Raw genomic sequence first — 15137 nt, forward strand, 5'->3', positions numbered from 1 at the left:
GCGTTCCATGGCCCCTGGCTGGCTGCGCGCCAGTTCCCACCGATGGCCACGCAGCTGCGGCCGCGCTGCGGCGCACTATCAAAAATATAGCTGCCAACGCTTGATGGACAAGCGCTGGCAGCTATTTTTATCTGGATATTCCTTGCGGAGCAGGAGGCCCGGGGCTCCCAGTGCAACCCCGCCTTCCAGCGCGCCACGGCGGCGCGCCGATCGATCAGGACGACGCGGAGGCGGATTCCTCGGTGTCCTCAGGCGCCTTGGTGTGCTTGATGAAGATCTGCGCGGCCCAGATGCCCACTTCGTACAGCAGGCACATGGGCACGGCCAGCGACAGCTGCGAGACCACGTCCGGCGGCGTGACGACGGCGGCGATCACGAACGCCAGCACGATGAAGTAGCCGCGGAACTCGCGCAGCTTCTGCACGCTCACGATGCCCATGCGGGCCAGCACCACCACGGCGATGGGCACCTCGAACGCCAGGCCGAACGCGAGGAACATCGACAGCACGAAGCTCAGGTAGGCCTCGATGTCTGGCGCGGCCGTGATGCTCTTGGGCGCGAAGCTCTGGATGAACGCAAACACCTGCCCGAACACGAGGTAGTAGCAGAACGCCACCCCGATGAAGAACAGCAGCGTGCTGGAGACCACCAGCGGCAGCACCAGCTTCTTCTCGTGCGAGTACAGGCCCGGCGCCACGAAGGCCCACACCTGCCACAGCACGAAGGGCAATGCCAGCAGGAAGGCCGACATCAGCAAAATCTTGAGCGGCACCATGAACGGCGAGATCACCGAGGTGGCGATCAGCGTGGCGCCCTTGGGCAGGTGGGCCACCAGCGGCGCCGCCAGGAAGTCGTACAGCGCGCCAGGGCCGGGAAAGAAGAACAGGATCGCCGCCGCGATGGCGATGGCAATGAGCGCCTTGACCAGCCGGTCGCGCAGCTCCATCAGGTGCTGCACGAAGGGCTGCTCGGTACCGGCCAGCTCGTCTTCTTTGGAGGGGGTTTCGGACATATTGGGTTTTCAGGGGCGTGGAGGCCGCCCATGCAGCGCGCACGGCACGCCGCGCCGCATCGTCGTCATCAATGGAATTTCTGGGGGCGGTAGCGCGCGACGCGCGCCGCGCCGGACTGCGCCTTCGTGCGCACGCCACTGCGGGACTTGTACCACTGGGGCACCGCGCCCCGCTTGAGGCGCCAGTTCTTGCCAGGGTGCTTGTAGGCCGGCACCACGGGCGCCTGCGGCTCGTGCAGGTCGGCGTTGCTGGTCTCCGTGGCCGAGGCCCAGTCCTTCTCGAACTCGCTGGCGCTGGTCTGGATGGAGTTGTGCACGTCGCGTGCGGCGGTCTCCACCGTGTCCTTCATTTTCTTGAGCTCATCGAGCTCCATGGACCGGTTGACCTCGGCCTTGACGTCGGACACGTAGCGCTGGGCCTTGCCCAGCAGCGTACCCACCGTGCGGGCCACGCGCGGGAGCTTCTCCGGCCCGATGACGATGAGTGCCACCGCGCCGATCAGCGCCATCTTGGACAGGCCAATATCAATCATGGGTCAGGCGAAAAGGCATGCGGGGGCCGGTGCGGACGGCGCGCTCAGCTCTTTTGCTTGGCTTCGACATCGATGGTGGTCTTGTCGGCCGCCGGGTTGTTGGCAACCTGGCCTGCGGGAGGGGTGGCGGGGGCATCGGCCGAACCGTCCTTCATGCCGTCCTTGAAGCCCTTGACGGCGCCCCCGAGATCGGAGCCCATGTTCTTGAGCTTCTTGGTGCCGAACACCATGACGACGATCAGCAGCACGATCAGCCAGTGCCAGATGGAAAAAGAGCCCATGGAATATCTCCTAACGAATTGCAGTCATTTTAGACGGGGGCCGCGACCGAAGTCCGACGCCCTTGCCCGCCAGCGGGAAACTATCGGCACGCGCCGTCAGCCTGGTTCAGCCTTTGAGCCACGGGCGGGGGCCGCCCATCACGTGAACATGCAGGTGGTGGATTTCCTGCCCGCCTTCAAGCCCCGTGTTTACCACGACGCGAAAGCCACCCTCGGGGTACGGGTTGCAGCCCTGCTCCAGGGCCAGCCGGGGCGCCAGCGCCATCATGCGCCCCAGAACTCCCGCATCGTCTGCGGTGACCTGCGCCATCGAAGGGACATGCCGCTTGGGCACCATCAGAAAGTGCACCGGCGCCCAGGGGTGGATGTCGTGGAAGGCGAAGATCTCCTCGTCCTCATAGACCTTCCTCGAAGGAATCTGGCCCGCGATGATCTTGCAGAAAAGGCAGTTCGGATCGTGCATGAGAAAAATGTCGGTACGAAATTAACAGTTCACCGGGCGCTGCTCAACCCCAAGCCATTGCCACCGGCGCGCCCCAGGCCGGCGCCACCGTGGAACTGGCTCCGCCAGGCCACGGGTGGCGCCCCCCTGAGGGGGAAGGCGCCGCAGGCGACACAGGGGGCTTCAAGCATTGTCAGCGATCTTGATGGTCGGGCGCACGCCCACATCCTTGCGGTGCGCATGCAGCCATTCCTGTCCGGCCGTGCGGCCCAGGGCGAACAGCTTGCGCACGAAGGCCAGGTCCGCGCGCATCTTGCTGTCGGCGCCGAACGGGGCCAGCACCGAGCCGCCGTCGATGCGGTGCATGCGCACGCTCTTGTAGCGGCGCGGGTCGAGCTTGCCCTCGGCGAGCAGGCGGCGCACGAACTCGATGGCGCGCATCTCGGCCAGCAGGCTGGCGTTGAAGGTGACCTCGTTCATGCGTTCCATGATCTCGGCGCCGGAATGCGGCAGCTCCAGGTGCTCGATGGGGTTGATCTGCACGAGCAGGATGTCCGAGGCCTCGGTCTGGTAGATCAGCGGGTGCAGCGCGGGGTTGCCCGAGTAGCCGCCGTCCCAGTAGTGCTGGCCGTCGATCTCCACGGCCTTGAACATCAGCGGCAGGCAGGCCGAGGCCATCACGGCATCGGCGCTGAGCCTGGAGCCCGAGAAGATCTCGCCCCGCCCCGTGCGCACGTTGGTGGCGCAGACGAACACCTTGGGCCCGCCCGCCGCGCTGCTGGCGCGCCGCGCGGTGCACAGCAGGTCGAAATCCACCTCGCGCTCCAGCAGGCGGCGCAGCGGGTTGATGTCCAGCGGGTTGGTCTGGTAGGGCGACAGCCACTGCCGCATCAGCCCCATCATGGGGTTGGCGGCCGACAGCGGCGAACCCCACATCAGGCTGCCCAGCGTGCCCACGCCTTCCCACAGGCGGGTGAGCGTCTCGCGCGCCTGCTGGCAGCCCGCCAGGTGGGCTTCGTGCGGGTCCTTGTGTTCGTGTGCGGCCTTGGCAAAGCCGTGTGCCAGGGCCACGGCGTTCATGGCACCGGCGCTGGTGCCGCTCACGCCCTCGAAGTGCCACTGCCCGTCCTCGAGCAGCGCATCCAGCACGCCCCAGGTCAGCGCGCCGTGCGAGCCGCCGCCCTGCAGGGCCAGGTTCAGGCGGGGGAGCGGCGCGCCAGGCTCAGGCATCCACGGCCTGGTTCTTGCTCATGGCCAGCATGCCGCGCACGATGCGGTACAGGAACCACAGCGAAATGACGCCCCAGGCGATCCAGCCCGGCGCGATCAGCAGCAACCACAGCGGCGACGTGACCGCGTACAGCACGCCGGCCCACAGCACGGACCGGATGCGCCAGGAAAAATGGTTGGCCTGCCAGGTGCCTTCGGCATCTCCGCGCTTGACCAGATCCAGCACCAGCGCAATCAAGAGCAGCACCAGGCTGCCCTGCGCCCCCGGAAGGACGGCGCCCACCGCCACGATCAGGTGCAGCACATAGCTGACCCAGCCGATGTTCTTGAGGCCCTGCGCCTTCTGGCTGGTGGTCTGCACGTCGACGATATCGTTCATGGGGAACCCTCCTGGGTGGCGCGCGCAACGGCCTTGCGCAAGGCTTTTTCCTCGATGCCGCTGGTGCCCTCGCGGCGCTCCAGCTCGGCCAGCACGTCGGCGGGCGTGAGGCCATAGTGGGCCAGCGCCACCAGGGAGTGGAACCACAGGTCCGCCACCTCGTAGACGAGCTTGGACTTGTCGGCGCCGTGGTCCACGTCCTTGGCGGCCATGACGACCTCGGTGGCTTCCTCGCCGATCTTCTTCAGGAACGCGTCCGGCCCCTTGTGCAGCAGGCGCGAGACGTAGCTTTTCTCGGGATCGCCGCCGTTGGCCGGCTTGCGGCTTTCAATCACATCGGCCAGGCGTGCGAGGGAATCGTTGGAACTCATGGCTCTTACTTGTAGATGGATTCAGGGTCTTTCAAGACCGGATCGACCGCCTGCCAGGCGCCATCCTTGAGCACGCTGAAAAAGCAGCTGTGGCGGCCCGTGTGGCAGGCGATGCCGGGCTCGTGGCCCAGCTGGGTCACCTTGAGCAGCACCACGTCGTTGTCGCAGTCCAGGCGGATTTCATGCACCGTCTGCACGTGGCCGGACTCCTCGCCCTTGAACCACAGCTTGCCGCGCGAGCGGCTGAAATACACGGCGCGGCCGAGCTCCGCGGTTTTCTCCAGCGCCTCGCGGTTCATCCACGCAAACATCAGCACGTCGCCCGTGCCCTGCTCCTGCGCGATCACGGGCACCAGGCCCTGCGCATCCCATTTCACTTCGTTGAGCCAGTTCATGGGCGGGATTGTCGGCGATTTGGATCGCCGGGAACGTGCGTGCCCCCGGATTTACTCAGTCTTTTGGGCATCTGGCGCTTTTCCATCAAGCGCCGACAGCTATTCTTTTAATAGCAATTACTTCACAGCCGCACGGGAATGCCGCGTTCGGCCATGCGCGCCTTGGCCTGGCCCACGGTGTATTCGCCGTAATGGAAGATGCTGGCCGCCAGCACCGCGTCGGCTCCACCGGTCTGGATGCCGTCGGCCAGGTGGTCGAGGTTGCCCACGCCGCCCGAGGCGATCACGGGCACGCCCACGGCGTCGCTCACGGCACGCGTGAGGGCGAGGTCGAAGCCGGACTTGGTGCCATCGCGGTCCATGCTGGTGAGCAGGATCTCGCCGGCGCCCCGGCGCGCCATCTCGGCGGCCCAGGCCACGGCATCCAGGCCCGTGTTCTTGCGCCCGCCGTGGCTGTACACGTCCCAGCCCTCTCCCACGGCCCGGCCGTTGGCGCCGGTGCGCTGGGCGTCTTCTGGCGAGCGGCGCTTGGCGTCGATGGCCACCACGATGCACTGCGCGCCGTACTTGGCCGAGACGGCGTCGATCACCTCAGGGTTGGCGATGGCGGCCGAGTTGAAGCTGGTCTTGTCGGCGCCCGCGTTGAGCAGGCGGCGCACGTCCTCGACCGTGCGCACGCCGCCGCCCACGGTGAGCGGGATGAACACCTGGCTGGCCACGGCCTCGATGATGGGCAGGATCAGGTCGCGGCCATCGCTGGTGGCGGTGATGTCCAGGAAGGTGAGTTCGTCGGCGCCCTGCGCGTTGTAGCGCGCGGCGATCTCGACGGGGTCGCCCGCATCGCGCAGTTCGACGAAGTTGACGCCCTTGACCACGCGGCCTCCGGTGACGTCGAGGCAGGGGATGATGCGTTTGGCAAGCATGTCAGTCAGCGATTCGTGGATGGGGCGTTGCCGAGGCCAGCGGACGCCGTGGAACTGGCTTCGCCAGGCCACTGGCGTCGTCCCCCTTGGGGGAAGCGGCGCAGCCGCTCAGGGGGGTTATCCATTCAACTCGTCGGCGCGCGCCTGCGCTGCCGCGAAATCAAGGTCGCCGCTGTAGATGGCGCGGCCGCAGATCACGCCTTCGACGCCCTCTTCCTCGACGGCGCACAGCTGTTCGATGTCGGCCATGTTGGACAGGCCGCCCGAGGCGATCACCGGGATGGAGAGCGACTGCGCGAGCTTCACCGTCGCGTCGATGTTGATGCCCGAGAGCATGCCGTCGCGGCCGATGTCGGTGTAGATGATGGACTCGACGCCCCAGTCCTCGAACTTCCTGGCCAGGTCCACGACCTCGTGGCCCGTGAGCTTGCTCCAGCCGTCGGTGGCCACCTTGCCGTCCTTGGCATCCAGGCCCACGATGATGTGGCCGCCAAAGGCGCTGCACGCGTCCTTCAGGAAGCCGGGGTTCTTGACCGCCGCCGTGCCGATGATCACGTAGCGCAGGCCGCCGTCGATGTATTTCTCGATGGTGTCCAGGTCACGGATGCCGCCGCCGAGCTGCACCGGGATGTCGTCGCCCACCTCCTGGAGGATGGACTTGATGGCGGTGTAGTTCTTGGGCACGCCCGCGAAGGCGCCGTTCAGGTCCACCAGGTGCAGGCGGCGCGCACCGGCATCCACCCACTTGCGCGCCATGGCGGCAGGGTCTTCTCCGAAGGTGGTGGATTGGTCCATATCGCCTTGCTTGAGGCGTACGCAGTGGCCGTCCTTGAGGTCGATGGCGGGGATGAGCAGCATGGTGGTGAAGTTCGGGAGGAAAAGGGCGAGGCAGGGCTCGGCCCGAACGGGTTGGATTAGGGATTCCAGTGCAGAAAATTGCGGTACAGGGCCAGGCCGTGCTCCGCGCTCTTTTCAGGGTGAAATTGCGTGGCGAAAATATTATCGCGCGCAACGGCGGCGGCGAACATACCGCCGTAGTCCGCCTGCCCCGCGCAGTGGGCCGCGTCTCGCGGCACCGCATAGAAACTGTGCACGAAGTAGAAGTAGCTGTGGTCGGGCACGCCGGCCCACACCGGGTGCACCTTGCCCGCGTGCGGCACCTGGCGCACCTGGTTCCAGCCCATCTGGGGCACCTTGTAGCGGCTGCCGTCGGGCTGGGTGCGGCCCGCCAGGTCGAACTTGCGCACATCGCCGTGGATCAGCGACAGGCCGGGCGTTCCTCCATGGGGGCCCTCGGCACTGTGGTCCAGCAGCATCTGCATGCCCACGCACACGCCGAACATCGGCTTGGCGGCGGCCGCTTCGAGCACGGATTCCTGCAGGCCGGATTCGCGCAGCTCGCGCATGCAGTCGGGCATGGCGCCCTGCCCCGGCAGCACGATGCGCTGCGCCGCGCGCACGTCCTCGGGACGCTGCGTGACGACCACGGTCCAGCCGGTGCCCTCTGCGGCGGCCTGCACGGCCTGCGACACCGAGCGCAGGTTGCCCATGCCGTAGTCCACGACCGCAACGGTTTTTGCTTCCATATTCATAGCTATTGGCGCTTATTCATCAAGCGTTAGCGCTTGATCTGGCTCAAAAATTTCACAAGGAGCCCTTGGTGGACGGAATGACGCCCACCGAGCGCGGATCGCGCTCCAGCGCCGCGCGCAGCGTGCGCCCGAAGGCCTTGAAGATGGTTTCGCACTGGTGGTGGGCATTGATGCCCTTGAGATTGTCGATGTGCAGCGTGACGCCCGCGTGGTTCACGAAGCCCTGGAAGAACTCGTACACCAGCTGCGTATCGAGCTGGCCGATGCTGCCGGCCGTGAACTTCACGTCGATGTGCAGCCCCGGGCGGCCCGAGAAATCCACCACCACGCGCGACAGCGCTTCGTCCAGCGGCACGTAGGCGTGGCCGTAGCGGCGGATGCCCTTCTTGTCGCCCACGGCGCGCGCAAAGGCCTGGCCCAGCGTGATGCCCACATCTTCGACCGTGTGGTGGCCATCGATGTGCAGGTCGCCTTCGCAGTCGATGTCGAGGTCGATCAGCCCGTGGCGGGCGATCTGGTCGAGCATGTGGTCGAAGAAGCCGATGCCGGTGGAAAGCTTGGCCTGGCCCGTGCCGTCGAGGTTGATGCGCACGCGGATGCGCGTCTCGGCGGTGTTGCGGCTGACCTCGGCGATGCGGTCGGCCAGGGGATCGGGCGTTGCGGAAGTGACGAGTGCGGAGGAGGTCATAGGGAGGCTTGCAGGGCGGCCAGCATCTGCGCGTTGTCGGAGGCGGCGCCCACCGTGAGGCGCAGGCAGTTGGCCAGCAATGGGTGCATTGTAGAAACGTTCTTGACCAAGACCTTGCGGTTTTTCATGCCCTCGTAGGCCCGGGCGGAATCCACCACGCGGACCAGGATCATGTTGGCCTCGCTGTCCCAGCATTTTTCGATGCCGGGCATCTGGCGCAGGGCCGCCAGGACCTTGGTGCGCTCGGCGCGGATCTCGGCGGCCTGCTCGGCGAACACCTCGGCGTGCTCCAGCGCGAACAGCGCGGCCTCGCAATTGAGCACGCTCACGTTGTAGGGCGGGCGCACCTTGTCGATCTCGCTCACGAACGCGGCGGGCCCGATGAGGTAGCCCAGGCGCACACCCGCGAGGCCGAACTTGCTGAGCGTGCGCATGAGCAGCACGTGGGCGTTGCGGGCAGGCTCTGCGCGCATGCGGTCGATCCAGGTGCGGCTGGCAAAAGGCTGGTAGGCCTCGTCCATGACCACGATGCCGCCCTGCGCGCCCGCGGCGTCGATGATGCGCTGCACGGCGCCCTCGTCCCATAGCGTGGCCGTGGGGTTGTTCGGGTAGGCGATGTAGGTGATGGCGGGGTTGTGCTGTTCGATGGCAGCCAGCATGGCGGGCTCATCCAGCTCGAAGTCGGGCGTGAGCGGGACGCCCACGAAGTCCAGGCCCTGCAACTGCGCGGACAGCGGGTACATCACGAAGCCGGGCATGGGCGCGAGCATGGTGGCGCGCTGGCCCGTGCCGGGCTGTGCGCAGGCCAGGGCCAGCAGGGTGATGAGCTCGTCCGAGCCGTTGCCCAGCACGATGCCATAGCCTTCGGGCATGCCGGCGTACCTGGCAAGGGCGGCTTTGAGGTCGAGCAGGCGATCACCGGGGTAGCGGTTGAGCGCCACCGCGCCCAGGCGCTGGCCCAGCGCGGCCTGCAGGTGCGCGGGCAGGCGGAACGGGTTCTCCATCGCGTCCATCTTGAGCATGCCGGTGGAGGGCTGCACGGCATAGGCATGCATGGCGCGCACGTCGGGGCGGATGCGGGCCAGGGCTTGAAGCGGGGAAGATGGAGCGGCGTTGGTCATTCGGCGGTGTCCAGTTCGTTGGGGGTGGTGAGAAACGGGTTGATGGGCCGCACCGCGTCCAGCGGCTCGCCGTGCGGCAGCGCCTCGGTCAGCAGATAGCGGCAGCCCTGCTGGTGGGCCGACGAGAGGATGAGCGCGTCCCAGTAGCCCAGGCGGTAGCGGTCCTGCAGGTCCCAGGCGCCGTCCACGGTGTAGGAGTCCAGGTGCGGCGGCAGCCACACGCGCAGGCGGCGCACCTGGGCGCGCACCTGCTGCAGCACCTGCGGGCCGTCAAAGCGCTGGATCGCCTGGTTGTACAGCTCGTTGAGCACCTGCGAGCTGATGCGGCCGCTGCGCGTCTGCCAGCAAAAGCTGATCCATTCGCGGGCCCGCGCCTGGCGCTCGGCGTCGCGGTCGTCCACGCTGGCCAGCAGGATTTCGGTATCGACAAAGATGGGGACGGTGCTCATGGGTATTGCACCGCTCAGCGCAGAAACAGGGTCTCGCGGGGCACGTACGGTCCGCTGGACGCGCCCCAGGATTCGAACCCCAGCGCCTCGCGCATGGCCTGGGCGTAAGCGTCTTCCTGGCGCATCTTTTCGGCCAGCCATTCCCCCAGCAGGCGCGAGACGCTACTGCCGCGCCTGGCGGCTTCCACGCGCACCCATTCGGCGACGGTGTCGTCCATGGTCACGGTGATGTTTTTCATGGCTAGAATATTACACGAACTTCGTGCACCACGAACTTCGTGTTGTTTTCAGGGCGGTTACGCGGCCTTGAGCTGTGTCCCTGCCCGCAGCATCTGGCACGCCATGTCGCCCACGGTGCGCAGGGCCGCCAGATGGGCAGGCGACCAGTCACCCCCCACGCCAATGCGCAGGCAGTTGCGAAACCGCCCGCTGGCGCTGAACACCGTGCCGGGCGCGATCAGGATCTGCTGCGCCAGGCAGGCCTCGTGCAGCTGCACCGAATCGAGCGCGCGCGGCAGCTCCAGCCACAGCAGCAGCCCGCCGGGCGGGTCGCTCACCCGGGTGCCCTGCGGAAAGTGCGCGGCGATGATGCGGCGCACCTCGTCCATGCGCGCGGCCACGGCCGCACGCAGCTGGCGCATCGCGGCGGCATGGCCGGCCTGGGTGATGAGGTCGGCCAGCGCCAGCTCCAGCACGGCCGACTGCCCGCCCGCCTGCAGGTCCTTGATGGCGCGCAGCTTGTCGGCCCAGCGCCCGGCCTCCAGCCAGCCCAGGCGCAGGCCCGGCGCCAGCGTCTTGGAAAACGAATCGCACAGCATCACGTGGCCCGTGGTGTCGTACGACTTGACGGTGCGGCGCATCTCGTCCACCTCCACGAGGTCGTTGTAGATCGCGTCCTCGATCACCGCCATGCCATGGCGCGCCGCCATCTGCGCCAGGCGCTTGCGTTCGGCCTGCGGCATGCAGCTGCCCAGCGGGTTGCTGAGCGTGGGGACGATCATCACGGCCTTGACCGGCTGGGTTTCCAGCGCCAGCTGCAGCGCATCCAGCGACAGGCCGTTGCGCGGGTGGGTGGGAATTTCCAGCGCCTTGAGGTGCAGGCCCTGCAGCACCTCCAGAAAGGAGAAATGCGTGGGCGACTCCAGCGCCACCACGTCGCCCGGCTGGGTGACGGCGCGCAGGCACAGCGCAATGGAGTCCATGCAGCCGCCGGTGACCACAATGTTCTCGGGGTCGAGGCTGCAGCCCAGGCCCACGGCGTAGCGCGCGATGGCGCGGCGGGCGTCTTCGTGGCCCGAGGAGCTGGGGTAGGTGCACAGCAGGTTGCGGTGGCGCTGCGCGGCGCGCACGACGGCGCGGCGCACGCGGTCGGGGTTGAACAGCTCGGGGCCGGGCGTGCCGCTGCTGTACGAGATCATGTCCACCGGCTGGTTGCGGCCCAGGATGCGCTGGCCCAGCCAGTCCACCGACACCTCGCGCGGACGGCGCAGGGGGCGCGGCGTGCTGGGCTCGGGCAGGCTCACCGGGCGCGCCGCCACGAAGAAGCCCGAGCGCGGGCGCGCGGTGATCAGGCGTGCATCCTCGAGCCAGTGGTAGGCCTGCACCACCGTGGTCTGCGCCACGGCATGCTGGCGCGCCAGCTCGCGCACCGACGGCAGCTTTTCGCCGCGCGCCAGGGTGCCATTGCGGATCAGCTGCGCGAGCTGCTCGGCGATCTGCAGGTACAGCGGGGGTGCGTCATCGGTGGCCATGCTGCATTCTGTACTGGCACCCTGGCCGGCAGACAGTACAGAGGCGGGCCAGTACAACCAGTACAGATGGGCTGGTACATGGTTCTGTACTGGCCCAGATGGTCCATGCCTGTGGCTGGCGGCGCACGGCGGGTGGCCGCACAGTGAAGGCATGAACTCGCTGCACACCCCCACCCTCCCGTCGCCCGCTCTGCCGACCCAGCCAGCGGTCCCGCTCACCCTGCAATGGAAGCGCCAGCCGCTGCCGCCGCTGCAGGCCGTCCAGGTGCTGGACTTCCGTGCGGGCGACATGGCCCTGCTCGAAGTGGAACAAGGCCGCGTGTGGGTGACCTGCGACGGCCTGCTGGAAGACTATTTCCTGGAGGCCGGCCAGCGCCTGTCGTTCACCGGGCCCGTGCGGCTGCGCGTGAGCGCCGAAGGCCACCGGCCCGCCCGCCTGAACTGGGCGAAGCACCGGTCCGTGGCAGGGGCCGCCTGCCCGCCCGCCCCCGCTGCAGCCTCTCAGCCCAAGGCGACGGCACCCGCGCCAGGCACCCTGCCACGGGGTGCGATCAGCGCGGCTTGAGAGGCGTCGTCAGCCGCATCTCTGCCGCCTGCGCGTGGGCCTGCAGGCCCTCGCCATAGGCCAGCTCGGCGGCGATGGTGCCCAGCACCTGGGCGCCCGCCTCGCTCACCTCGATGAGGCTGCTGCGCTTCTGGAAGTCGTACACGCCCAGGGGCGACGAGAAGCGTGCGGTGCCGCTGGTGGGCAGCACGTGGTTGGGGCCCGCGCAGTAGTCGCCCAGGCTCTCGGAGGTATACGCCCCCAGGAAGATCGCGCCCGCGTGGCGCAGCAGCGGCTCCCAGCGGTGTGGGTCGGTGCTGCTCACCTCCAGGTGTTCCGGTGCGATGCGGTTGCTGATGGCGCAGGCTTCTTCCATGTCCTTGGTGAGGATCAGCGCGCCCCGGCCGGTGAGGCTCTTGGCGATGATCTCGGCGCGCGGCATGGTGGGCAGCAGGCGGTCGATCTCGCGCTGCACGGCGTCGAGGTAGGCGGCGTCGGGGCACAGCAGGATGCTCTGGGCCAGCTCGTCGTGTTCGGCCTGTGAAAACAGGTCCATCGCCACCCAGTCGGGCGGCGTGCTGCCGTCGGCCAGCACCAGGATTTCGCTGGGGCCCGCGATCATGTCGATGCCCACCGTGCCGAACACGCGCTTCTTGGCGCTGGCCACGTAGGCGTTGCCGGGGCCGGTGATCTTGTCCACCTTGGGCACGGTTTCGGTGCCGTACGCCAGCGCGGCCACGGCCTGCGCGCCGCCGATGGTGAAAGCGCGTGTGACGCCCGCCACGTAGGCGGCTGCCAGCACCAGCTCGTTGCGTTCACCTTTTGTCGAAGTGCCCTCGCCCGTTCCACCGGTGGCCACGCTGCCGCGCACCGGTGTGGGCACGACCATGATGATTTCCTGCACCCCCGCCACGTGGGCCGGGATGGCGTTCATCAGCAGGCTGGACGGGTACGCGGCCTTGCCGCCGGGCACGTAGATGCCCACGCGGTCCAGCGGCGTGACCTTCTGGCCCAGCAGCGTGCCGTCCTCGTCGCGGTAGCTCCAGCTCTCGCCCGAGGCTTTTTTCTGCGCCTCGTGGTAGCTGCGCACGCGTTTGGCGGCGGCCTGCAGCGCGTCGCGCTGGGCCTCTGGAATGGCGTCGAACGCGGCCTTGAAGTCGGCCTGGGTCAGCTCCAGCGCCGCCATATCGGGGGCCGAGAGGCCATCGAAACGGGCGGTGTACTCCAGCACCGCGGCGTCACCGCGCTTTTGCACGTCGGCCAGGATGTCGGCCACGCGCTGCTCGATGGCCGCGTCGGTGTCGGCCGACCAGTGCAGGCGGGCTGCGAAATCAGCCTCGAAAGTGGCCGCAGCGGTGGACAGACGGGCGGGAGCAGCTACCAGAGTCATAGTGTCAGTCGGTGGGTGGGGGTCAATTCTTTTCCGCAGGAATGGCCGAGGCGAACGCATCGATGATGCGGCGCAGCGGCGCCTGCTTGAGCTTGAGCGCGGCCTGGTTGACCACGAGGTGCGAGCTGATGTCCATGATGCGCTCGACCTCCACCAGGTGGTTGGCCTTGAGCGTGTTGCCGGTGGAGACCAGGTCCACGATGGCATCGGCCAGCCCGGTGAGCGGTGCGAGTTCCATGCTGCCGTAGAGCTTGATCATGTCCACGTGCACGCCCTTGGTCGCGAAGAAGTCGCGCGCGATGCTGGTGTACTTGGTGGCGACCTTCAGGCGCGAACCCTGCTTGACGGCACGGGCGTAGTCGAAATCGTTGCGCACGGCCACGCTCACGCGGCACTTGGCGATCTGCAGGTCCAGCGGCTGGTACAGGCCCTGGCCGCCGTGTTCGATGAGCGTGTCCTTGCCGGTCACGCCGATGTCGGCGCCGCCGTACTGCACGTAAGTGGGCACATCGGTCGCGCGCACCAGCACCACGCGCACGTTGGGCTGGTTGGTGGGCAGGATCAGCTTGCGCGACTTTTCGGGGTCTTCCAGCACCTCGATGCCGGCGGCGGCGAGCAAAGGCAGGGTTTCGTCGAAGATGCGGCCTTTGGAAAGCGCCAGGGTAATCATGCTGCTGCTCATGCTGTGATCCGTTCAATGTCCGCGCCGATGCCGCGCAATTTCGCTTCCATGCAGTCGTAGCCGCGGTCCAGGTGGTAGATGCGGTCCACCATGGTTTCGCCGTCGGCCACCAGGCCCGCGATGACCAGGCTGGCCGAGGCGCGCAGGTCGGTGGCCATCACGGTGGCGCCCGACAGGCGGGGTACGCCCTCGATGATGGCGACCTTGCCGTCGGTCTGGATCTTGGCGCCCAGGCGCACCAGCTCGTCGACGTGCATGAAGCGGTTTTCAAAAATCGTCTCGGTCACCGTGGCCGTGCCCTGCGCGATGCAGTCGAGCGCCATGAACTGCGCCTGCATGTCGGTGGGAAAGCCGGGGTACTCGGTGGTGCGAAAGCCCTGCGCCTTGAGCGTGGCGCCGCCCGCGCTCTGCACGCGGATGCCGCCGTCGACGGCCTGCACCTGCACACCGGCCTCGCGCAGCTTCTCGATCACGGCGTCCAGGTGGTCGGCGCGCCCATGGCGCAGCACCACGTCGCCGCCCGTGGCGGCCACGGCGCACAGGAAGGTGCCCGCCTCGATGCGGTCGGCCACCACGCGGTGGGTGCAGCCGTGCAGCTTCTCGACGCCCTGGATGCGGATGCGGCTGGTGCCGTGGCCTTCGATCTTCGCGCCCATGGCGATCAGCATCTCGGCCAGGTCGGAGATCTCGGGCTCCTGCGCGGCGTTCTCCAGCACGGTCTCGCCCTCGGCCAGCGCGGCGGCCATGAGGAAGTTCTCGGTGCCCGTCACCGTGACCATGTCGGTGGTGATGCGCGCGCCCTTCAGTCGCGTCCAGCCTGCGGGCAGCTTGGCGATCATGTAGCCGTGCTCGACCACGATGTCGGCGCCCATGGCGGCCAGGCCCTTGATGTGCTGGTCCACCGGGCGCGAGCCGATGGCGCAGCCGCCAGGCAGCGACACCGTGGCCTCGCCGAAGCGCGCCAGCAGCGGGCCCAGGGCGAGCACCGAGGCGCGCATGGTCTTGACCAGCTCGTACGGCGCCTCGGGCGTGTTCAGGCCGCTGGCATCGATGCGCACCGTGCCATCGTCGGCACGCGCGGCCGCCACGCCCAGGTTGCGGATCAGTGTGAGCATGGTGCTCACATCCTGCAGCTGCGGCACGTTCAGCAGCGTGACCGGCTCGGCCGTGAGCAGCGCGGCGCACAACTCCGGCAGGGCGGCGTTCTTGGCGCCGGATACCAGTACCTCGCCATGCAGGCGGCGGCCGCCGCGGATCAGGAGTTTGTCCATCTCGAAACCAGAAATATGAATAAAAAGTGCCGCCAGCGCTTTTCCATCAAGCGCAGGCAGCTATTAAAAGAGGAGCAACCTAG

The 15137-nt window shown here is 67.7% G+C and carries 20 protein-coding genes; 1 reads left to right on the top strand and 19 read right to left on the bottom strand.

Annotated features, from left to right (window positions below; translation table 11 throughout):
• Window positions 1-214: 214 nt before the first annotated feature.
• The 16 genes from tatC to AC1RCS_RS07650 form a co-directional block, all read right to left on the bottom strand.
• Window positions 215-1012 (bottom strand): twin-arginine translocase subunit TatC, encoded by a 798-nt coding sequence (gene tatC, locus AC1RCS_RS07575; RefSeq protein WP_218293455.1) that lies wholly within the window; start codon window positions 1010-1012, stop codon window positions 215-217.
• Between the two features lie 68 nt (window positions 1013-1080).
• Window positions 1081-1545: a Sec-independent protein translocase protein TatB gene (gene tatB, locus AC1RCS_RS07580; RefSeq protein ID WP_218293454.1), complete on the bottom strand. Its 465-nt coding sequence runs from the start codon at window positions 1543-1545 to the stop codon at window positions 1081-1083.
• Window positions 1546-1589: 44 nt separating this feature from the next.
• Window positions 1590-1826 (bottom strand): Sec-independent protein translocase subunit TatA, encoded by a 237-nt coding sequence (gene tatA / locus AC1RCS_RS07585; RefSeq protein WP_218293453.1) that lies wholly within the window; start codon window positions 1824-1826, stop codon window positions 1590-1592.
• 106 nt (window positions 1827-1932) lie between these two features.
• On the bottom strand, window positions 1933-2289 hold the full coding sequence (locus tag AC1RCS_RS07590; RefSeq protein ID WP_218340326.1) for a histidine triad nucleotide-binding protein: 357 nt from the start codon (window positions 2287-2289) through the stop codon (window positions 1933-1935).
• 162 nt (window positions 2290-2451) lie between these two features.
• Window positions 2452-3498: a patatin-like phospholipase family protein gene (locus tag AC1RCS_RS07595; protein ID WP_492244184.1), complete on the bottom strand. Its 1047-nt coding sequence runs from the start codon at window positions 3496-3498 to the stop codon at window positions 2452-2454.
• Window positions 3491-3877, bottom strand: a complete 387-nt coding sequence (locus tag AC1RCS_RS07600) for a DUF4870 family protein (protein ID WP_218293450.1) — start codon at window positions 3875-3877, stop codon at window positions 3491-3493. Before AC1RCS_RS07600 ends, AC1RCS_RS07595 begins: the two co-directional genes overlap by 8 nt.
• Complete coding sequence (locus AC1RCS_RS07605) at window positions 3874-4248, bottom strand: phosphoribosyl-ATP diphosphatase (RefSeq protein WP_218293449.1); 375 nt, start codon at window positions 4246-4248, stop codon at window positions 3874-3876. The genes AC1RCS_RS07600 and AC1RCS_RS07605 overlap by 4 nt, the downstream gene beginning before the upstream one ends.
• Before the next feature lie 5 nt (window positions 4249-4253).
• Window positions 4254-4652, bottom strand: coding sequence for a phosphoribosyl-AMP cyclohydrolase (hisI, locus tag AC1RCS_RS07610; protein ID WP_218294405.1), 399 nt, complete (start codon window positions 4650-4652; stop codon window positions 4254-4256).
• 113 nt (window positions 4653-4765) lie between these two features.
• Window positions 4766-5566, bottom strand: a complete 801-nt coding sequence (gene hisF, locus AC1RCS_RS07615) for an imidazole glycerol phosphate synthase subunit HisF (RefSeq protein WP_492244185.1) — start codon at window positions 5564-5566, stop codon at window positions 4766-4768.
• 117 nt (window positions 5567-5683) lie between these two features.
• Window positions 5684-6424, bottom strand: a complete 741-nt coding sequence (gene hisA / locus AC1RCS_RS07620) for a 1-(5-phosphoribosyl)-5-[(5-phosphoribosylamino)methylideneamino]imidazole-4-carboxamide isomerase (RefSeq protein WP_218340329.1) — start codon at window positions 6422-6424, stop codon at window positions 5684-5686.
• A gap of 56 nt (window positions 6425-6480) precedes the next feature.
• Complete coding sequence (gene hisH, locus AC1RCS_RS07625; RefSeq protein ID WP_492244186.1) at window positions 6481-7158, bottom strand: imidazole glycerol phosphate synthase subunit HisH; 678 nt, start codon at window positions 7156-7158, stop codon at window positions 6481-6483.
• Between the two features lie 52 nt (window positions 7159-7210).
• Window positions 7211-7846, bottom strand: coding sequence for an imidazoleglycerol-phosphate dehydratase HisB (hisB, locus tag AC1RCS_RS07630; RefSeq protein WP_218293446.1), 636 nt, complete (start codon window positions 7844-7846; stop codon window positions 7211-7213).
• Window positions 7843-8967 (bottom strand): pyridoxal phosphate-dependent aminotransferase, encoded by a 1125-nt coding sequence (locus tag AC1RCS_RS07635; RefSeq protein ID WP_492244187.1) that lies wholly within the window; start codon window positions 8965-8967, stop codon window positions 7843-7845. The genes hisB and AC1RCS_RS07635 overlap by 4 nt, the downstream gene beginning before the upstream one ends.
• Window positions 8964-9416, bottom strand: coding sequence for a PIN domain-containing protein (locus tag AC1RCS_RS07640; RefSeq protein ID WP_483892349.1), 453 nt, complete (start codon window positions 9414-9416; stop codon window positions 8964-8966). Before AC1RCS_RS07640 ends, AC1RCS_RS07635 begins: the two co-directional genes overlap by 4 nt.
• 14 nt (window positions 9417-9430) lie before the next feature.
• Window positions 9431-9655 (bottom strand): hypothetical protein, encoded by a 225-nt coding sequence (locus AC1RCS_RS07645; RefSeq protein WP_008905190.1) that lies wholly within the window; start codon window positions 9653-9655, stop codon window positions 9431-9433.
• A gap of 57 nt (window positions 9656-9712) precedes the next feature.
• Window positions 9713-11167 carry an aminotransferase-like domain-containing protein gene (locus tag AC1RCS_RS07650; protein ID WP_218293442.1) on the bottom strand — a complete coding sequence of 485 codons (1455 nt, stop codon included), beginning with the start codon at window positions 11165-11167 and terminating at the stop codon, window positions 9713-9715.
• A gap of 151 nt (window positions 11168-11318) precedes the next feature.
• On the opposite strand from AC1RCS_RS07650, the gene AC1RCS_RS07655 reads away from it, so the two are divergent.
• Window positions 11319-11732 (top strand): DUF2917 domain-containing protein, encoded by a 414-nt coding sequence (locus AC1RCS_RS07655; RefSeq protein WP_218293441.1) that lies wholly within the window; start codon window positions 11319-11321, stop codon window positions 11730-11732.
• Here the strand turns inward: AC1RCS_RS07655 and hisD are convergent.
• From hisD to murA, 3 genes are read right to left on the bottom strand one after another with little or no spacing between them, the layout of a single operon-like run.
• A complete protein-coding gene (hisD, locus tag AC1RCS_RS07660; protein ID WP_492244188.1) occupies window positions 11719-13101 on the bottom strand; it encodes a histidinol dehydrogenase in 1383 nt (460 codons plus the stop codon). The genes AC1RCS_RS07655 and hisD overlap by 14 nt on opposite strands.
• A gap of 22 nt (window positions 13102-13123) precedes the next feature.
• Window positions 13124-13783 (bottom strand): ATP phosphoribosyltransferase, encoded by a 660-nt coding sequence (hisG, locus tag AC1RCS_RS07665; protein ID WP_370627805.1) that lies wholly within the window; start codon window positions 13781-13783, stop codon window positions 13124-13126.
• Entirely contained in the window at window positions 13780-15054 is a 1275-nt protein-coding gene (murA, locus tag AC1RCS_RS07670) for a UDP-N-acetylglucosamine 1-carboxyvinyltransferase (RefSeq protein ID WP_492244189.1), read from the bottom strand. The genes hisG and murA overlap by 4 nt, the downstream gene beginning before the upstream one ends.
• Window positions 15055-15137 lie beyond the last annotated feature (83 nt).

This window comes from Acidovorax sp. GW823-FHT01C06, assembly GCF_058798375.1.